At 42.3% G+C, this 16802-nt stretch carries 17 protein-coding genes; 4 read left to right on the top strand and 13 right to left on the bottom strand.

Going from position 1 to position 16802, the window contains the following annotated elements; genetic code table 11:
• Positions 1–4: 4 nt before the first annotated feature.
• From H9647_RS03745 to H9647_RS03725, 5 genes are all read right to left on the bottom strand, one after another.
• Positions 5–1000 carry a beta-ketoacyl-ACP synthase III gene (locus tag H9647_RS03745; protein ID WP_404822568.1) on the bottom strand — a complete coding sequence of 332 codons (996 nt, stop codon included), beginning with the start codon at positions 998–1000 and terminating at the stop codon, positions 5–7.
• A 5-nt stretch (positions 1001–1005) separates the two neighbouring features.
• Positions 1006–1995, bottom strand: a complete 990-nt coding sequence (gene plsX, locus H9647_RS03740; protein WP_191798287.1) for a phosphate acyltransferase PlsX — start codon at positions 1993–1995, stop codon at positions 1006–1008.
• Entirely contained in the window at positions 1979–2575 is a 597-nt protein-coding gene (fapR, locus tag H9647_RS03735; RefSeq protein ID WP_191798647.1) for a transcription factor FapR, read from the bottom strand. The genes plsX and fapR overlap by 17 nt, the downstream gene beginning before the upstream one ends.
• 344 nt (positions 2576–2919) lie before the next feature.
• On the bottom strand, positions 2920–3093 hold the full coding sequence (gene rpmF / locus H9647_RS03730; protein ID WP_160036476.1) for a 50S ribosomal protein L32: 174 nt from the start codon (positions 3091–3093) through the stop codon (positions 2920–2922).
• A 362-nt stretch (positions 3094–3455) separates the two neighbouring features.
• Positions 3456–3962 carry a YceD family protein gene (locus H9647_RS03725; RefSeq protein WP_191798285.1) on the bottom strand — a complete coding sequence of 169 codons (507 nt, stop codon included), beginning with the start codon at positions 3960–3962 and terminating at the stop codon, positions 3456–3458.
• Positions 3963–4410: 448 nt separating this feature from the next.
• Between H9647_RS03725 and H9647_RS03720 the strand changes: the two genes are divergently transcribed.
• Entirely contained in the window at positions 4411–5607 is a 1197-nt protein-coding gene (locus H9647_RS03720) for a nucleotidyltransferase (RefSeq protein WP_191798646.1), read from the top strand.
• 147 nt (positions 5608–5754) lie between these two features.
• Here the strand turns inward: H9647_RS03720 and H9647_RS03715 are convergent, their stop codons facing one another.
• Complete coding sequence (locus tag H9647_RS03715) at positions 5755–6792, bottom strand: SepM family pheromone-processing serine protease (RefSeq protein WP_191798283.1); 1038 nt, start codon at positions 6790–6792, stop codon at positions 5755–5757.
• 208 nt (positions 6793–7000) lie between these two features.
• Between H9647_RS03715 and H9647_RS03710 the strand changes: the two genes are divergently transcribed.
• Positions 7001–8251: a nucleoside recognition domain-containing protein gene (locus H9647_RS03710; protein WP_191798281.1), complete on the top strand. Its 1251-nt coding sequence runs from the start codon at positions 7001–7003 to the stop codon at positions 8249–8251.
• Here the strand turns inward: H9647_RS03710 and coaD are convergent.
• The 3 genes from coaD to H9647_RS03695 form a co-directional block, all read right to left on the bottom strand.
• Positions 8226–8744: a pantetheine-phosphate adenylyltransferase gene (coaD, locus tag H9647_RS03705; RefSeq protein WP_191798278.1), complete on the bottom strand. Its 519-nt coding sequence runs from the start codon at positions 8742–8744 to the stop codon at positions 8226–8228. The genes H9647_RS03710 and coaD overlap by 26 nt on opposite strands.
• Entirely contained in the window at positions 8737–9357 is a 621-nt protein-coding gene (gene rsmD / locus H9647_RS03700) for a 16S rRNA (guanine(966)-N(2))-methyltransferase RsmD (RefSeq protein ID WP_191798276.1), read from the bottom strand. Before rsmD ends, coaD begins: the two co-directional genes overlap by 8 nt.
• A 537-nt stretch (positions 9358–9894) precedes the next feature.
• On the bottom strand, positions 9895–10425 hold the full coding sequence (locus H9647_RS03695; RefSeq protein WP_191798274.1) for a hypothetical protein: 531 nt from the start codon (positions 10423–10425) through the stop codon (positions 9895–9897).
• Positions 10426–11165: 740 nt separating this feature from the next.
• Here H9647_RS03695 and ahpC point away from each other — a divergent pair.
• Positions 11166–11729: an alkyl hydroperoxide reductase subunit C gene (gene ahpC / locus H9647_RS03690; protein ID WP_191798273.1), complete on the top strand. Its 564-nt coding sequence runs from the start codon at positions 11166–11168 to the stop codon at positions 11727–11729.
• Positions 11730–11742: 13 nt separating this feature from the next.
• Positions 11743–13272: an alkyl hydroperoxide reductase subunit F gene (gene ahpF, locus H9647_RS03685; protein ID WP_191798270.1), complete on the top strand. Its 1530-nt coding sequence runs from the start codon at positions 11743–11745 to the stop codon at positions 13270–13272.
• A 119-nt stretch (positions 13273–13391) separates the two neighbouring features.
• On the opposite strand, the gene H9647_RS03680 is transcribed toward ahpF, so the two are convergent.
• From H9647_RS03680 to H9647_RS03665, 4 genes are all read right to left on the bottom strand, one after another.
• Entirely contained in the window at positions 13392–13586 is a 195-nt protein-coding gene (locus H9647_RS03680; RefSeq protein WP_191798269.1) for a hypothetical protein, read from the bottom strand.
• Positions 13587–13893: 307 nt separating this feature from the next.
• Positions 13894–14796: an SMP-30/gluconolactonase/LRE family protein gene (locus H9647_RS03675; protein WP_191798267.1), complete on the bottom strand. Its 903-nt coding sequence runs from the start codon at positions 14794–14796 to the stop codon at positions 13894–13896.
• A gap of 206 nt (positions 14797–15002) precedes the next feature.
• On the bottom strand, positions 15003–15791 hold the full coding sequence (locus tag H9647_RS03670; protein ID WP_191798264.1) for an alpha/beta hydrolase: 789 nt from the start codon (positions 15789–15791) through the stop codon (positions 15003–15005).
• Positions 15792–15947: 156 nt separating this feature from the next.
• A complete protein-coding gene (locus H9647_RS03665; RefSeq protein ID WP_191798262.1) occupies positions 15948–16787 on the bottom strand; it encodes an AraC family transcriptional regulator in 840 nt (279 codons plus the stop codon).
• Between the last annotated feature and the right edge of the window lie 15 nt (positions 16788–16802).

Genomic DNA, 16802 nt, shown 5'->3' with positions numbered 1-16802 from the left:
TTGATTACCAAACGAGAACCGAAGCTCCCCATGTCAATCCGCCGCCAAAACCAACCATCAGTACTTTATCGCCTGGTTTCATTCGGCCTTCTTCCGCTGCTTCAACGAGTGCGAGAGGAATGGATGCTGCAGAAGTATTCGCATACTTGTCCACATTAATAACTACCTTCTCCTCTGGAAGATCAAGGCGCTGCATGGCAGATTGGATAATACGAATATTAGCCTGATGTGGAATGAAAAGATCTACATCTTCTTTTCCAAGTCCAGCTTTTGCTAGTACATCAATCGTAGCCGTTCCCATAACGCGAACCGCAAATTTAAAGACTTCTCTTCCGTTCATGTAGATATAATGCTGTTTATTCGCAACCGTCTCTTCTGAAGCTGGCAATCTAGAACCGCCTGCTTGCAAGTTCAGAAGCGGACCGCCTGCTCCTTCAGCTCCAAGATCAAACGACTTAAATCCGCGTCCTTCAGGTACTTCGCCTAGGATTACAGCTCCAGCGCCGTCTCCAAAAAGGACACTTGTGTTACGGTCTGTATAATCTGTAATTCTAGAGAGACAATCCGCACCTATTACGAGTGCATTGTTGTACATCCCCGTTTGAATAAGACTTGTTGCCGTTGCCAGACCATATACAAATCCGGAACACGCAGCGGACAAGTCAAATGCAGCCGCTCCTTTTGCACCAAGTTTATCCTGTAAAATACAAGCTGTCGATGGAAAAGCACTGTCTGGTGTTACCGTTGCAACAATGATCAGTTCAATGTCTTCATGTTTAATGCCTGCAGATGCAGCAGCTGCTTTCGCGGCTTCATAAGCAAGATCAGACGTAGCTTGCTCAGCTGCTGCAATATGACGTTCACGAATCCCTGTACGAGAAACGATCCATTCATCATTGGTATCCATCATTTTTTCCATATCCTGATTCGTCAAAATACGTTCAGGTACATATTTACCTGTGCCGATGACACCGACTGGACGTAAATGTGTATTCATCATGTCACTCACTTCCCTGTAATTTCCTTAGATATACTTTCAACCAGCTGATTCTCAATCGCTATTCTAGCCTGCCGAACGGCATTCTTAATGGCGTTTGCATCTGCTGAACCATGACTCTTCACAACAAGACGGCTAAGTCCAAGCAAAGGTGCACCGCCATGTTCTTTGTAATCCAGTTTTCCTTTTAGACTACGTAGTTCCGGCATAAGCATTGCTGCTGCCAGTTTTGTCTTCAGTGAAGAAGAAAACTGTTCTTTTAAGAGAGCAAAAATAGCACCCGCTGCGCCTTCTACCGATTTCAGCAGTATGTTACCTGCAAAACCGTCACAGACGAGTACATCACATGTTCCCGTAAGAATATCTCTTGCTTCTACATTACCAATAAAATGAATCGGTAACTTTTCCAAAAGAGGATAGGCAACTTTCGTCAGTTCATTCCCTTTTCCCGGTTCTGTACCCACATTAAGAAGGCCCACTCTCGGGCGTTCAATGCCTTGAACTTTCTGACGGTATATACTTCCCATAAGTGCATACTGTGCAAGATGCTCTGGTTTCGCATCCATATTAGCACCAAGATCAAGCGCAAGCATTCCTTTATCATCAATGGTTGGAATCATGGGAGCAAGCGCAGGTCTTTCAATCCCATGCATTCTGCCTACTACGAGCAGCCCTGTTGTCATCAGCGCGCCTGTATTGCCAGCTGAGATCATGGCATCTGCACTGCCTTCACGAAGCATTCGTCCTGCAACGACCATTGAAGCATCTTTCTTGCGGCGAACAGCTCTAACGGGTTCGTCATCAGATGTAATCACTTCAGATGCATGCTGAACAGTCAAGTTCCCTGGCCGTTCATTCCCAAGATAAGGCGCAATCGCTGTTTCGTCTCCGACAAGTACAATCTCTGTATCTTTCCATTCCTTCGCAGCTAGGAGTGCACCTTCTACATTCGCGGCTGGTGCATTGTCGCCTCCCATTGCATCAATGACGATCCTCATGATGATTACCTCCCTCATCGCTATCTTGTCCTGCAGATCGGTAAATGACGAAGTTTCCTTGAAACACCATTTCCTCTCCAACATAAGCGAACACTTCTACTTTTGCCTTCCCCTTCTGTTCCGGCATCGAACGAACATATGCCTTAGCAATACACTTTTCTCCTAAATGAACCGGTCTTACAAACCGAATATCTGCAGAGGCAGTGAGCGCAATCTCATCGTTAATTACCGCAACAGCAAGTGAATTGGCCTGCGCAAATACATAGTGTCCACGCGCAATACCCGTTCTAGAAAATACATGTTCATCTTTAATTTCAAAAATCGAAATACCACTTTTATCAAGCTGAAGATCAACAATATCCCCGATCACTTCATGTAACGGAAGGGAGCGAACTTGATCATATGACCTTTCAGCCATCAGCTTCATCCGTTCACGCAGTTCAGGAATGCCAAGTTCCATGCGATCAAGACGAATGGTTTGAATACTTACCTTCAGCAGTCTGGTTAACTCTTGATCCGTGATAAAAGGATTGTCCTCAATCATCTGTGCAAGTTGCTGTTGCCTCTGTCTTTTCGGTATGCGTTCTATGACCAAGCTCCCCCTTACTTCCGGAATTATATAATATCGATGAAAAGCATTAACTTGTATATGTGAAACTGATCCATGTCTAGTCTATGTAAAGCATAGCCAAACCATCTATATATTCAGAACATTACATTCTTTATTATTCATTCATTAATTAGGTATCTGATACCTTCTTACAACGATTATATACCATTTTTAGATAACAAACGAACCAAGCTTAGAACCTGGTACTAAAGCTTAGTATAAAGGAAGCTGACGCAAAAAGAAAGTACTGCTTTATTGCTCACAAAAAAATAGTACTCTATCCTAGGATAGAGTACTATTAGGTAGCAAAGCTATTATTGAGAGATGATCTCTCTAGATTTGTACGTTCCGCACACTTTGCATACGTGATGAGCAAGCTTCATTTCTCCGCATTGTTCACATTTCACCATACCTGGCACTGCCAATTTAAAGTGAGTACGACGTTTGTCACGACGAGTTTTGGATGTTCTCCGTTGAGGTACTGCCACAATTCCCACCTCCTTATCAAAATCAACTGTTGCATAATAGCACAGATGTCATGTATTCAGCAAAAACTTTCAATAATCCATGCATACCTATTGTGATGCAACTAGTTATTGATATCAACTATTAATTATTCATGCACACTAAGTGATGCACCAAATAATTAATATTTCCATTAATTATTCATGTACGCTAAGCGATACAACAAATAATTAATATTACTATTAAATATTCATGTACGCAAGGCGATACAACAAACAATTAATATCTACTATCAATTACTCATGCACGCTAAGCGGTACACCAAGTAATTAATATCTACTATCAATTATTCATGCACGCTAAGCGATGCACCAAATAATTAATATCATTTAAAGAAATCCTTAAGCCCGGCAAGCCGTGGATCCACAACAGTATTGTCGCAACCACAACTGCTTTGGTTCAAGTCGGTACCGCATGTAGGACATAGCCCTTTACAATCGGGCTTACACAGCGGCGCAAACGGTAGATGCAGTAAGAAATATTCTTCCATAAATGGATCAAGATTCACGGTATCCTCGTCCACATACAAGGTATCATCCTCTTCATCCGCATCTTCCGGCTCTTTTCCTTGTTTGAACTGTTCGGCGAATTTCATATCTAAATGTTCATGTACGTTACCAAGACAACGAGAGCAGAGCATATCCACTTCGGCCGTTAACGGACCTTGAACATCCACAACGTCTCCCAGTGATGCAGTTAGTGTTAGTTCTGCCTGCAAAGGGGATACAGCTGTGATTTCCTTGTTTTTTCGAATAAGATGGCTAATATCAAGTTGTTCCGATACCTTTACGGGCTCAGCACTTGCTGCCATCTTGCGAAATGACATTTGCATTATAATCACTCCAGACGATAAACCATTTTTTCAATCAGCCCTATTACTGTATACTATCTTAGTGTGTTGCAATACAGACATAAGTATGTTGAGAAAAGGGTCTAACAAACAAAAATCATTATAACGATTTTCAAAGAGGTTTGTCAACACTTTAAACTTTACACCCTGTATTGGAAGGTAGCCTGTTCCTGTAAAAATAGTTACCTTAAAGGCTAATTAAAAACAATATCCTATTATAACCAATTTCATAACTCATTAAAATGATAAATTTGTAACTATATATAGACAAATAGAACCATTTCAAACTATATATAGCCCTGATTAAAGCAACTAAAGGTATTATGAAATTGATTCTTTAAGATAACAAATAAAGCAGGTCTTTAGCAAATCCGGGAGGTTGAACATTATCGTGAATTCTGCGGTAGGACTGATTGTAGAATATAATCCCATGCATAACGGTCACGTATATCATCTAGAAGAATCTAAGAGGCTCACGCAATCAAACGCTGTTGTTGCCGTCATGAGCGGACATTTTTTGCAACGCGGCGAACCCGCGATCGTCAGCAAATGGGCACGTACAGAGATGGCGCTTAAGATGGGCGTCGATCTCGTGCTTGAACTGCCGGCTGCGTATGCAGTACAGCCGGCGGAATGGTTTGCCTATGGTGCAGTGGCCACCTTGCACCATACAGGCGTTGTTGATTCGCTCTGCTTTGGCAGCGAATCGGGAAAGCTTGCACCGCTGATGGAGCTGGCGGACCTCTTAGCCAGTGAGCCACAGGCTCTGGCTTCCCTCCTCCAGCAGCAGCTTGCCAGCGGTGCAAGCTATCCCGCAGCCTACGCAGCGGCTGCGGCTGCTCTTGCCCCCGGCAGTGATCCTGCGGGGGCATTGGCCTTGCTGAAGCAGCCCAATAATACACTTGGGCTGCACTATCTTATCGCGCTTCGCCGTCTTGGCAGCGCGATAACACCCTTCACGGCGCAGCGTACCGGCGCCGGGTACCACGATGCGATGCCAGGCACAGGCAGCATCGCAAGTGCAACGGCCGTGCGCCGGCTTCTGCTCGGCGAGGATGGCCTTGCAGCCGCGGCGCCGTATGTGCCGGCGGAGGTACTTGCCATTCTGCAGCGCGAATGGCAGGATGGATGCGCTCCTGTGGATCTGGAGCGCTACCGAGACGCTCTTTTTACACAGCTCGTGACAAAGAGCCCTGAGGAACTTGCACGCTTTGGCGAGGTCACTGAGGGCTTGGAGTATCGTTTACTTAAACTGCTCCCTCAGCTTCCAGAGCTCTCCATCCATGCTCTCCTTGAAGCGGTCAAAACTAAAAGATATACAAAAACAAAACTTCAGCGCATGTTGACTCATATTCTTCTTCATCATGAGAAGGATAAAATTACACCGGACATTCTGCGTCAAGGCCCTCATTATATTCGGGTTCTTGGTTTCACGGATAGAGGACAAACCTTGTTAAAAGAAATGCGCAAAAAAGCAACACTGCCGATCGTTATTAAAACGTCTGCCTTCCAGCATGATCAATTAACATGGGATCAGCAGGCAACAGCAGTCTATGGAATGGGTATGCCTAAGCCGGATCCAAGGTTACTATATCGGGATTTTTATGAATCTCCTTTACGGATGTAGAAAAATGAAATGAGAATTATGCAACTAAATCTTAGTCAATGATTCAATAAAAATAAGGCATATAACGTGAAGTCCCAGACCTCAAGTTATATGCCTTATTTTTTATATCTAAATTTCGTTACCAACTGAGATATGATGAAAAAAGGTTTATTTTTCGGAGAGAGTATCAATATATTCAAGGGCATCCTCTACCGTATCCACAGGAACCAGTTTCATTTCTGTGCCGATGGAGTCCGCCTTTTTCTTTGCATCCTCATAATTATCTCTAGGTACAAAGAAAATTTCAGCGTTTTTCCGGTCTGCCGCTACAATTTTATGAACGATACCGCCAATCGGTCCCACAATGCCCTCTTTCGTAATCGTACCTGTTCCCGCAATAATATGGCCTTTCGTCAAATCCCCTGGAGTGAGCTGATTATAAATTTCCAGAGTAAACATAAGTCCTGCAGAAGGACCGCCTACCCGAGTGTCCTTAAATTCGATCTGGTGAGCTGGATCTTCGGGCTTCACCTTCTGGATGGTTCCGATCATCACGCCAAGACCTGCCCTTGTCTTCCCCGTATTCGTATCTTTAATCGGAACAAGCGTAACTTCTCTGGTGATGGTCTCTCCATTCCGATTTAACTGCATTTCAATGGTGTCTCCCACTTTTTTATCCTGCAGTTCCTTAGACAGAACCGTATGATCGGGAGTAGGCACTCCGTTTACAGACAATATTTTGTCACCTGCTTGCATATCCCCTTGAGGTGCAGGATCTTTGGACAAACCAAAAACAAAAATATGTTCAGGTACAATACTATAGGCAATGCCTGCCTGCTCATAAGCAGCTTCCATAGCAGAAGATTGAGAATCACTCATATAGAAAACCTGTTCAGCCGAGTATTCATCTTTCGATTTACCTTGAAGACGCTCTGCTTTCTTTCCAATCTCCGCATGTTCATTAAATACAGATAGAAAGAGGAGTGACAAATTCGCGTAACTCGCCGATACGGTGGTCATGAGAAATTCGCCATCTTCTTTTTCATCCCCATTTTTCACTTCGACCATGGGTTTTACTGCCTCTGCCGAACCCGGCTGAGTAATCATATACGGTGTAGGCATGTACACCAAAACATAAACCAAAATGACAAGTACGGCGATATATAGCGTCGTTCGCATTCCGCTTTTTCTACGCATTTCACTCATGAACGTCCACCTCCTCCTTACTTACAGACAGCTTGTTCTTGTTCTTTGTATTCTACATATACATGTATAGGACAACATATTCATCCACAAAACTTGAAGCAGTGAGGCTAACAAGATCATGTTGCAACATGATCATACAACCTTAAAAAAAACCGCGCCCCTTCTTTGCAGGGTCGGTCTTTATCTTACCTATAGAGGTGATTGTTCATTGAACTCCAATAATAAAACAAGTGCAGGTATGCGGACCCTGGTTCCGCCCTATATCATCACGGTGCTGCTGGGCATAGGTGCTCTTTTCCTCGTAATCGCCATTATTTCATCACCGGAAGAAGCATTTGAAGCCTCGATCCAAGGACTTGATATCTGGTGGAAAATGGTATTTCCTGCATTACTGCCATTTCTAATGCTGTCACAGATGCTGACGGCTTACGGTTTCACCCACGGACTGGGTGTACTTATCGACCCCTTAATGAAAAAAGGATTTCGAATGCCAGGAGCAAGCGGAATTGGACTTGCCGTGGGCATGAGTGCCGGTTTTCCTTCAGGAGCCGATGCCGCAGTAAAGCTGTATGAGCAAAAGTTAATCACATCAAAAGAAGCCTCACGGCTTGCTTCTCTCACCCATTTTACCAATCCAATGACGTTGCTCGTTGTAATCGGAGCCGCTTTTTATCAAAATCCCGTTGTCGGTTACGTACTCATCTTGGTCCACTGGGCGGCTGGTATCCTTTCCGGATTCATTCTCGCCAGGTTTACTACCAAAAATGAAGCAATTTCCGTAAGGAATACGAATCCACATCTACAAGAAACAACCGGTCCAAAAAAAGGGATGCTCTACTCCATATATCAAACCGCCGCCACGATTAGAGAAAAAGACGGCCGAAGTTTTGGGAAACTGCTCGGAGATACGGTAAGTCATGCCGTTCAGGTACTGATGATGACAGGCGGCTCAATGATCGTATTTTCTGTCCTTATCAGGTTGATTGGAAAATACGTCACTCCATTTTTCCCAGATTATCTCTGGTCTTCTTTTTTCGAATTACACCTTGGTGCCTATGCTCTTCGTTCCACTGATATGATCTCGCAGCCACTCCAGTTCGGCTTGCTTGCAGCGGCGATCGGCTGGGGAGGACTGAGTTCACACTGGCAAGTCTCAGCCCTCTTGAAACCGTACGGAATCAGCACTTCTATCTTTACTTTTGGACGAATATTACATGCATGTATTTCCTATATTCTTGTCCTGATCCTGTGGACACCGATTAAAATGTGGCTTGTCTCCACCAAAACCGTGTTCAATGACGCTTACCCCGGAATAAATGGCATCTCAGAACCTGTAATAAACGGTTTCCAGTATGCGGGATGGCTCGGTATGCTTCTCATTTTGCTGTTAACAACGTTCGTTTTCTTGTCCAGATGGATTGCCGGATGGAAGTCTACTCGAGGGCCCTTTTCTCATTAACTTTACGTCTAAGTGCTTCTTCCACTTCTTTGGACACCAGATCTGTCACATCTCCATTAAAGCTTGCAATTTCCTTAACCACACTGGAACTAAGATAGGAATAAATCGGATCGGTCATCATAAAAATAGTCTCGGCGTCCTTATTCAATTTCTTATTCAAGGACGCGAGCTGCAATTCGTACTCAAAATCCGTTACCGACCGAATTCCGCGCACAATGACGTCAGCCCCTTTAACTCGTACATAGCTCGCAGTAAGATCCCGAAAACTGTCCACTTCTACATTGGGCAGATCCTTCGTAACCATCTCTAGTAATTCAACACGTTCTTCTACCGAAAATAGAGGATTCTTGCTTTTATTGTTCAGAACAGCAACCACCAGACGATCAAACTGTTTGGAAGCTCTTGTAATGATATCGAGATGCCCCATGGTTACGGGATCAAAACTTCCCGGATAGACGGCTACTCTCTCGCCTGAATGTACTTCTTTATTCATCAACTTGTATCTCCTGACTAGTTTCATTATGACTTATATCTTCTTCCACTGATTCAGTGCTCGAGGAATAATGGTATACCGATATAGCTGTATCTCCATAGGTTGTTTTTCGAATTTGGTCAAAATGTCCAAAGGTCTCTTCATACACATGACTCGCATCATATTCAACGACTACGATTGCGTCTTCAGATAACATATCGTTCTCCTGCATCGCCAGCATGAGTTCATCTGCATTCTTCATCCGGTAAGGCGGATCCAGAAAAACAAGATCAAACCGATAAGCACGTTTCGCCAGCAGTTTCAAAGCTCTGCCAGCCTCATTGCGATACACTTCTGCCTTACTCTCAAGTTTTGTAGCCTTCAAGTTAGCTCGAATGACTTCGATACTTTTGGGTTCAAGGTCAATAAATATCCCCTTGTCCATCCCTCTGCTAAGCGCCTCTATGCCAAGTCCGCCGCTACCAGCGAACAGGTCGAGCACATTTCCACCTTCAAAATAAGGTCCAATCATACTAAAGACCGCTTCCTTCACCTTGTCGGTTGTCGGGCGTGTCCCTGTTCCGGGAACTGCTTTAAGCGGTCTTCCTTTTGCTGTGCCTGATATAACTCTCACCTTTTTATGTCACCCTGTTTCTGTCTTAATATGTGCCTTTATTATACCGATATCGTACCACAATCTATAATAGATGTGAAAATGCCCAAATGAATTCAGCTAAAAGAAATTGGCCCGGTCATGTATAAACTTACCTGAGAGCGGTCATGATGTAATTATCGGCATCACAAGTGCCGTAGACAACCGCGGAGAAGACTTACGTTTCCCCATAAGCTCTTCATCCGGTTTCTCCTCTCCCATGATTGGGCGTCTCGAAAGAGGCGCCCTAAATTATTTTATTCTATAAGGATTTTAGTTTAACTTCGATTTACAGGGTGGCAATAAAGGTGGCAATTCTTTATAAAATCAAAACTCAATAAGTGTAATGAAACATGCATAGTCTTCTTTCGTAACAGTATCCAGCATATCTAAAGCAACTGTCGGAGTTCTTTCGATCCGCTTCTTTAATCACTGAGAACACGGTTCATCGTGAAAGATATGCCATGATATTTTTTGCGAAAAAAAAAAGCCGATATGGGCTCTTTTAAAAATATTTTATTAGTTATATGTTGTATCGACTTTTGCAGCATTATTAGAAGCGAATCCAGAGGTATAAACTTTTACATTGCTGACAGAACTAGATCTATACTGGATGCTGTAATCACCAGAACGCAAGCCTTGTAAGTAAAATTTAGTGCTTCTCCAAGTAGTTGCCTTACCTGCTCCAACTGATTCTGTAAGATATACTAGTCCAGATTGCATGTGAGTTATAGTAATTGTTACTGTACCTGTTCCTTGATTTAAAAAATATGCTTCGACGTGACCATAATCTTTAGGAACTGTAAAAGAAGTGGTTGCTTTTTTATCAGTACTTGTTGCAGTTTCAGACCATTCGCCAAGCGTATTTAGAAAAGAAGTTAAGTCTTTAATAGGATTACTTGCCGATCCTAATTCATTATCAGAAGTTATAACAGAATTAGGTTCATTTGATGATATTTCTTCATTTGAAGCACCAACTACCGATAGAATTGTCAAACTAGCAACTAAAGCTAAAGATAGAGCTAGTAAAATAGCTGTTTTCTTCTTCATAATCTTTCATTCCTACTCTCTGAATTAATTTCTAACTTGATACAAAAGAAATACATGTATTAATTTATATGATAATTTAACTAAGATGTCATAGTTTCCAAATTATCACAATATTTATTTTGTGTTTCATTTTTTAAATAAACATATACTCAAATATTCAAAGTTCGACTAGATACATATCTAATGCTTCAGGAATATAATAGAAATTTAGTAGGTGCTTTAAGTGCTGTAGCAATTTTTACTACAGAAGTCACTTTAAATATACTTTTCTGACCTCTATAATAGAAGAAGGAAAATTACCAAGTTCTTCTCTTACATTCTCTGCTCCTATAAATAGATTCTACTCACTTATTATTTCCACTTTAAACTTATCAATTGAATTACCAGTACAAGCCCGACTTCAAAGTAATTCCCCATATAAAAACTTTAAACAGCAAAGCACCTATATTTGAATAATGATTCTTTTCTCTGTAAGCTTATAGATGAAGACATTCATCTTCGCAGATGTCCCTTTAATGAAATAACACATCTGTGATTTTGAGCAGAATCTTTTAAAAAAACAGTCTATGAAATAAATTTAAATCTAATTGAGAATTATTCTTGACAGAATGATAAGGTTATATGATAATAATTATCAGATTAGAATTATTATTATTTAATTAGTTTTGAATTTTATTTCAATACTAGTTAAGTATTAAATTCTGTAATAACATACACAACACTTTAGGAGGAACATGAATATGTCTCTAATCGGAAAAGAAGTACAAGAATTTAAAGCAAATGCTTTTCAAAAAGGTGAATTTATCGAGGTTTCTGAACAAAACTTTAAAGGTCAATGGAGCGTAGTATGCTTCTATCCAGCTGACTTCACTTTCGTATGCCCAACTGAACTGGAAGATCTTCAAAATCAATATGCTACACTCAAAGAACTTGGCGTAGAAGTATACTCTGTATCTACAGATACTCACTTTACACATAAAGCTTGGCACGATCATTCCGAAGCTATCGGTAAAATCGAATACATTATGATCGGCGATCCTTCCCAAAAGATTTCCCGTATCTTTGATGTACTGGACGAAGAAGCTGGTCTTGCTGACCGCGGTACTTTCATCATCGATCCAGATGGTGTTATCCAAACCGTTGAAATTAATGCAGGCGGTATCGGCCGTGACGCAAGTACACTTGTTAACAAAATCAAAGCAGCACAATATGTACGTAACAACCCAGGTGAAGTTTGCCCGGCGAAATGGCAAGAAGGAAGTGCAACACTGAAACCAAGCCTTGATCTTGTAGGCAAAATCTAAGGAGTGCGTCATTATGATACTAGAAGCAGATATTAAAGCTCAATTAGAACAATATCTTCAGCTTCTGGAAGGCGACGTAGTACTTAAAGTATGTGCGGGGGACGATGAAGTCTCCCGTGACATGCTCTCCCTAGTGGACGAGCTTGCTACGATGTCCTCCAGAATTAAAGTTGAAAATGCGCAATTAGAAAGAACACCAAGCTTCAGCGTAAACCGTGTCTTTGAAGAGACTGGTGTTGTTTTTGCTGGAATTCCTTTAGGACATGAATTTACTTCCCTGGTACTTGCGTTGCTTCAAGTAAGCGGCAGACCTCCAAAAGTAGATCAAAAGGTAATTGATCAAGTGAAAAGCATTCAAGATGAACTTCATTTTGAATCTTACATCAGCTTGTCTTGCCACAACTGTCCTGATGTCGTTCAAGCGTTAAACCTAATGAGCATACTGAATCCAAACATCACACATACGATGATTGATGGTGCTGCATTTAAGGAAGAAGTGGAGAGCAAAGACATCATGGCTGTCCCAACTGTTTTCTTGAATGGAGAATCATTCGGAAGCGGTCGTATGACCCTGGAAGAAATTCTTGCTAAAGTAGGAAGCACTCCGGATGCATCCGAATTTAGCAATAAAGAACCATACGATGTACTCGTTGTCGGCGGCGGACCAGCAGGTGCTAGTGCTGCTATTTATGCTGCACGTAAAGGGATTCGTACAGGTATTATTGCAGAACGTTTCGGTGGACAAATTATGGACACACTTGGTATCGAAAACTTTATCAGTGTGAAACATACAGAAGGTCCTAAACTGGCTGCAAGCCTAGAAGAACACGTAAAAGAGTACGATATTGATCTAATGAACCTGCAGCGTGCAAAACGTCTGGAGAAAAAAGATCTTATCGAGATCGAGCTCGAAAACGGTGCTGTTGTTAAGAGTAAAACAGTGATCCTCTCTACTGGTGCTAGATGGCGTAATGTTGGCGTACCTGGTGAAGCCGAGTTTAAAAACAAAGGTGTAGCTTACTGCCCTCACTGCGACGGTCCATTATTCGAAGGGAAACATGTTGCTGTTATCGGCGGCGGTAATTCTGGTATTGAAGCTGCCATTGACCTTGCTGGTATCGTAAAACATGTAACTGTGCTTGAGTTTATGCCTGAGCTAAAAGCAGACTCTGTTCTTCAAGAGCGTCTTTACAGCCTGCCAAACGTTACTGTGCTTAAAAATGTTCAAACGAAGGAAATTACAGGTACGGATAAAGTAAATGGTATTTCCTACATTGAACGTGATACAGGAACTGTTCAACATATCGAACTTCAAGGCGTATTTGTTCAAATCGGTCTTGTTCCGAATACAGATTGGTTAGGCGATACGATTGAGCGTACGAGAATGGGTGAAATCGTTGTAGATAAACGCGGAGCAACAAGCCTTCCTGGTGTATTTGCTGCCGGCGACTGCACAGACAGTGCCTACAAACAAATCATTATCTCCATGGGATCAGGTGCAACTGCTTCACTCGGAGCATTTGATTACCTCATCCGCAATTAATATATATAATCACACAAGAAACCACAGAATGGTTATCCAATCTGTGGTTTCTTGTGTGTTTTGTTTTTTGTTTTTTGTTTTTTGTTTTTAAACTATATCTCTTATTTCGAATTCTATAACTAAAAAATTCGAGATAAGAGAATTACGCCTGCAATGATTCCGACGATAATCAGCAAATTAGAAACTTCACGCCATAATGATGGAACACCAGTTTTATGTAGCTCCTCTTCCTTCAAATCAAAGTTTGCTTTAGCACTATATGGATCGATGGGTTTAGAAAATTGGTTCTGATCTTGGAAATGGTCGTCATTCATCGCAGTATCCCCTTTGCAAGAATATAGTCACATTTACCCTCGTTCACATTTTATTTATTACTCTGAATCAATTTCATAATACCTTTAGTTGCTGTAATGTAATCAGGACTATATAGATCAAAACGTTTCTATTTGTCACAAATTTATCGTTTTAATGAGTTATGAAATTGATTTACTCTATAAACAATTTAGCAAAGAAAAAGTTACATATATCTCGATAACTATGCCTATTAACCAAAATAAAAAGACGCGGAGAAAGGATCGTATATACGATCTCTACCGTGTCTTATTAGGGCTACTCGGTGAATTATAATGATTCATCATAAATTCGAAATAATTTTTGTTTATAACGGAAAGTCGGCATTCCTTTTACACCCGGTTTGATTCGAAACAGTCCACCCGCGTGCGGCGTTTTTTTGAGTTGTTCGGCGCTTAGTCCATTTCGCGCTGTAGTAATATATAGCTCGTCCAGATCTTGACCCCCAAAGCAGCAACAGGTCACTTGCTCCGCAGGGATTTCAATGCGTGACAGCATCTTTCCTGTATCCGGATTCCAGCGGCTTACTTGTGATCCTCCCCAATGTGCGATCCAGATCATCCCTTCTGCATCTACGGTCATGCCATCAGGGAAACCAACATTTTCAGGAAAATCCACAGCTGTTCTGCGATTAGACAACTCGCCTGTCTTCTCATCATAATCAAGCCTATCTACCTTGCCTGTAGGTGTATCAATGTAATACATGGTTTTATGGTCAGGACTCCAGCCTAGACCATTAGAGGTGGAAACTTCGGTAAATACGGTGCTTACTTCTCCGTCTTCTAGACAATAAAGAGCACCTTGCTTGTCTTTTCCTTCAAGACTCATCGTGCCTGCCCAAAAACGACCTGCTGGGTCACATTTTCCATCGTTAAATCGGTTATCCTTACGGCTCTCTTCGGGATCATGAATAAGCTCAAGTTCTCCTGTATTGAGGTTATACACATGATACCCCTCTCGTAGCGCAACGATAACGCGTTCTTTCTCGTATGGTACAACAGCCCCGATATGTTGTCCGATATCATAAACGGTATCCTCACCCGTCTGCGGATCATAAGCATGCAGCCCAAAACCTTCAATATCTACCCAAAATAGACGGCCCGCTTCCGCATCCCAGCTGGGACCTTCTCCAAGCTTCGCTTTTGCATCTAGTACAAGTTCAAGTTCTGTCATGTTAAACACTCCTTCGCTAATCGCTATAACACTTTGGCTGATGTATCTATCCATGTTAATACACGCGATTCACTCTACTTAAACGCAGGATTACCATCTAACCATCATCAAGCTCTTCCGTAATCAGTAAATATCTCTGATCATTACAAACCTGTCCTCAATTTACAGTTTTATATCCGTAGGCCTTCTCATCATCTTAGCCCTCTCTACCATCCCTGCTTCCGAAGCCAGGTAATACATAGTTCCTTCCACTTTCCTGTTGTTTCTTCAAATTCCTCAGCCAGTCCGATTCCATGCCGTCCTTCTTCAAATACATGAAGCTCATGTGGAACTCTTGATTCACTTAACGCCATAGACATAGCTAGGCTGTTCTGAACAGGGACTGCCTCATCTTCATACGTGTGCCAAATAAAAGCAGGGGGTGTTTCCTTGCATACTTGCTTTTCGTTGCTATATTTTTGAATGAGATCGCTCGAAGCGGCTTTACCAAGCAATGCCTCTCTTGAACCAAAATGACCGTAATCCTCCATCGTAATCACAGGATAGCAGAGAATCATTGCATCTAGCTTTGAACTCTCCGAAGCTACAGGATCTTTCGGATCTTCTTCACCAGGAACCCACGAAGTTCCCGCATTCGCAGTCAAATGTCCTCCAGCCGAGAATCCCAGCATAGCAATCCGATTTTTATCAATCCCATATTCCTGTGCATGGGCTCTCACATATTGTATCGCCCGTCTTGCATCAGCGAGAGGTGCAGGTTCTCTGTGCGGAAAGATCCGATATTTTAATACAAATGCCGAAATGCCCGCTTCATTCAGCCACTTTGCTACGGGCTCTCCTTCATGATCCGCTAAATGGCAGTATCCGCCGCCTGGGCAGACAATAACAGCGCTTTTGGCTCCTTCCGCTGGGTATGCTCTCAGTGTTGGTCGATCTGCTTCATATCCTTCTGCTGCATAAGGAGGCTGACCAGGCCAAATGAATAGTTTAGACATTCTTTCCCCTTCTTTCTTCATCTCAAGTGATGTTCCTCGTCTATCTAACTCCCATCATCCTACATAAAACCGTTTTCATCAATCCTAAAGAACCATTTTGATCTATATATATTCCCGATTAAAGCAACGAAAGGTATTATGAAATTGTTTTACTTATCAGTACAATTTACGAAAATGTTCTGGTGTTACACCTTCGATCTTACGAAACGTAGCTACAAAATGACTTGCATCCCGGAAGCCGACAGCTTCCGCCGTTTCCTTAACCGTCATATCTGGACGTGATGTGAGAATTTCTTTCGCTCTGCGGATTCGTTTCAGGATGAAATATCCATAAGCGGTCTCTCCAAAAGATTGTTTGAAGAGGGTATTGACGTATCGGGGACTAACCGAAAGTACAGCTGCCATTTCCGACAAACCAACACTCGGATCACTCAATTTTTCTTCCATAAACTGAAGCAGCGGAGCAAGCCGTTCAAGGGAGTGAGACAACGAAGGTGAATTTCCCGTCGTTCCATATTTTTTAAGTAGTAATAGAAAACGGTATAGATCACCAGATGCTTCAAGACCGGTTAAATCCCGATCGCTGCCGATTGATCCAAGAACTTGTTGTCCGAAGAACTGGAGCTCTGAAGAAGGGGCCCACTGGTAACATGCCGATGGTTCAAGTTCAAGCGTTGCTAGAATAGCACTCGTCTGCGGACCGCTAAACGTAATGTATAGAGTAGACCATAGCCTATCTGCCCCTTTTCTTTTGTACTCATGCGGTTCACCTGGGGCCACAAGTACACCGGTTCCCGGGAGAAGTCGATACGTTTTTCCGGCGAAAGTAAACTCCCCCTCCCCTTCCATGGTCTGCAGCCAGTGGTAGCAAGGATATCCTGCGGAACGCACGATCGATTCTTGATTCAAATTCGCTCCAATACTTTCGATATATAATGGCAGCGGTTGTTCTCTGCTCGTCATAAAAAAACGCTGATGTTCTGGAGTAAGCAGCATAACTTCACCTCTTGT

Source organism: Paenibacillus gallinarum (genome assembly GCF_014836635.1).
GTDB classification, from domain to species: domain Bacteria; phylum Bacillota; class Bacilli; order Paenibacillales; family Paenibacillaceae; genus Paenibacillus; species Paenibacillus gallinarum.
The sequence above is the reverse complement of the archived record's forward strand: the minus strand, read 5'-3'. Positions and strand labels throughout refer to the sequence as shown.

Excerpts from the sequence above, each read along its gene's own strand:
- H9647_RS03745 (WP_404822568.1), bottom strand. The coding sequence starts at position 1,000 with ATGATGAATACACATTTACGTCCAGTCGGTGTCATCGGCACAGGTAAA.
- plsX (WP_191798287.1), bottom strand. The coding sequence starts at position 1,995 with ATGAGGATCGTCATTGATGCAATGGGAGGCGACAATGCACCAGCCGCG.
- H9647_RS03725 (WP_191798285.1), bottom strand. The coding sequence starts at position 3,962 with ATGCAAATGTCATTTCGCAAGATGGCAGCAAGTGCTGAGCCCGTAAAG.
- H9647_RS03720 (WP_191798646.1), top strand. The coding sequence starts at position 4,411 with ATGCATAACGGTCACGTATATCATCTAGAAGAATCTAAGAGGCTCACG.
- H9647_RS03715 (WP_191798283.1), bottom strand. The coding sequence starts at position 6,792 with ATGAGTGAAATGCGTAGAAAAAGCGGAATGCGAACGACGCTATATATC.
- coaD (WP_191798278.1), bottom strand. The coding sequence starts at position 8,744 with ATGAATAAAGAAGTACATTCAGGCGAGAGAGTAGCCGTCTATCCGGGA.
- H9647_RS03695 (WP_191798274.1), bottom strand. The coding sequence starts at position 10,425 with ATGAAGAAGAAAACAGCTATTTTACTAGCTCTATCTTTAGCTTTAGTT.
- ahpC (WP_191798273.1), top strand. The coding sequence starts at position 11,166 with ATGTCTCTAATCGGAAAAGAAGTACAAGAATTTAAAGCAAATGCTTTT.
- ahpF (WP_191798270.1), top strand. The coding sequence starts at position 11,743 with ATGATACTAGAAGCAGATATTAAAGCTCAATTAGAACAATATCTTCAG.
- H9647_RS03680 (WP_191798269.1), bottom strand. The coding sequence starts at position 13,586 with ATGAATGACGACCATTTCCAAGATCAGAACCAATTTTCTAAACCCATC.
- H9647_RS03675 (WP_191798267.1), bottom strand. The coding sequence starts at position 14,796 with ATGACAGAACTTGAACTTGTACTAGATGCAAAAGCGAAGCTTGGAGAA.
- H9647_RS03670 (WP_191798264.1), bottom strand. The coding sequence starts at position 15,791 with ATGTCTAAACTATTCATTTGGCCTGGTCAGCCTCCTTATGCAGCAGAA.
- H9647_RS03665 (WP_191798262.1), bottom strand. The coding sequence starts at position 16,787 with ATGCTGCTTACTCCAGAACATCAGCGTTTTTTTATGACGAGCAGAGAA.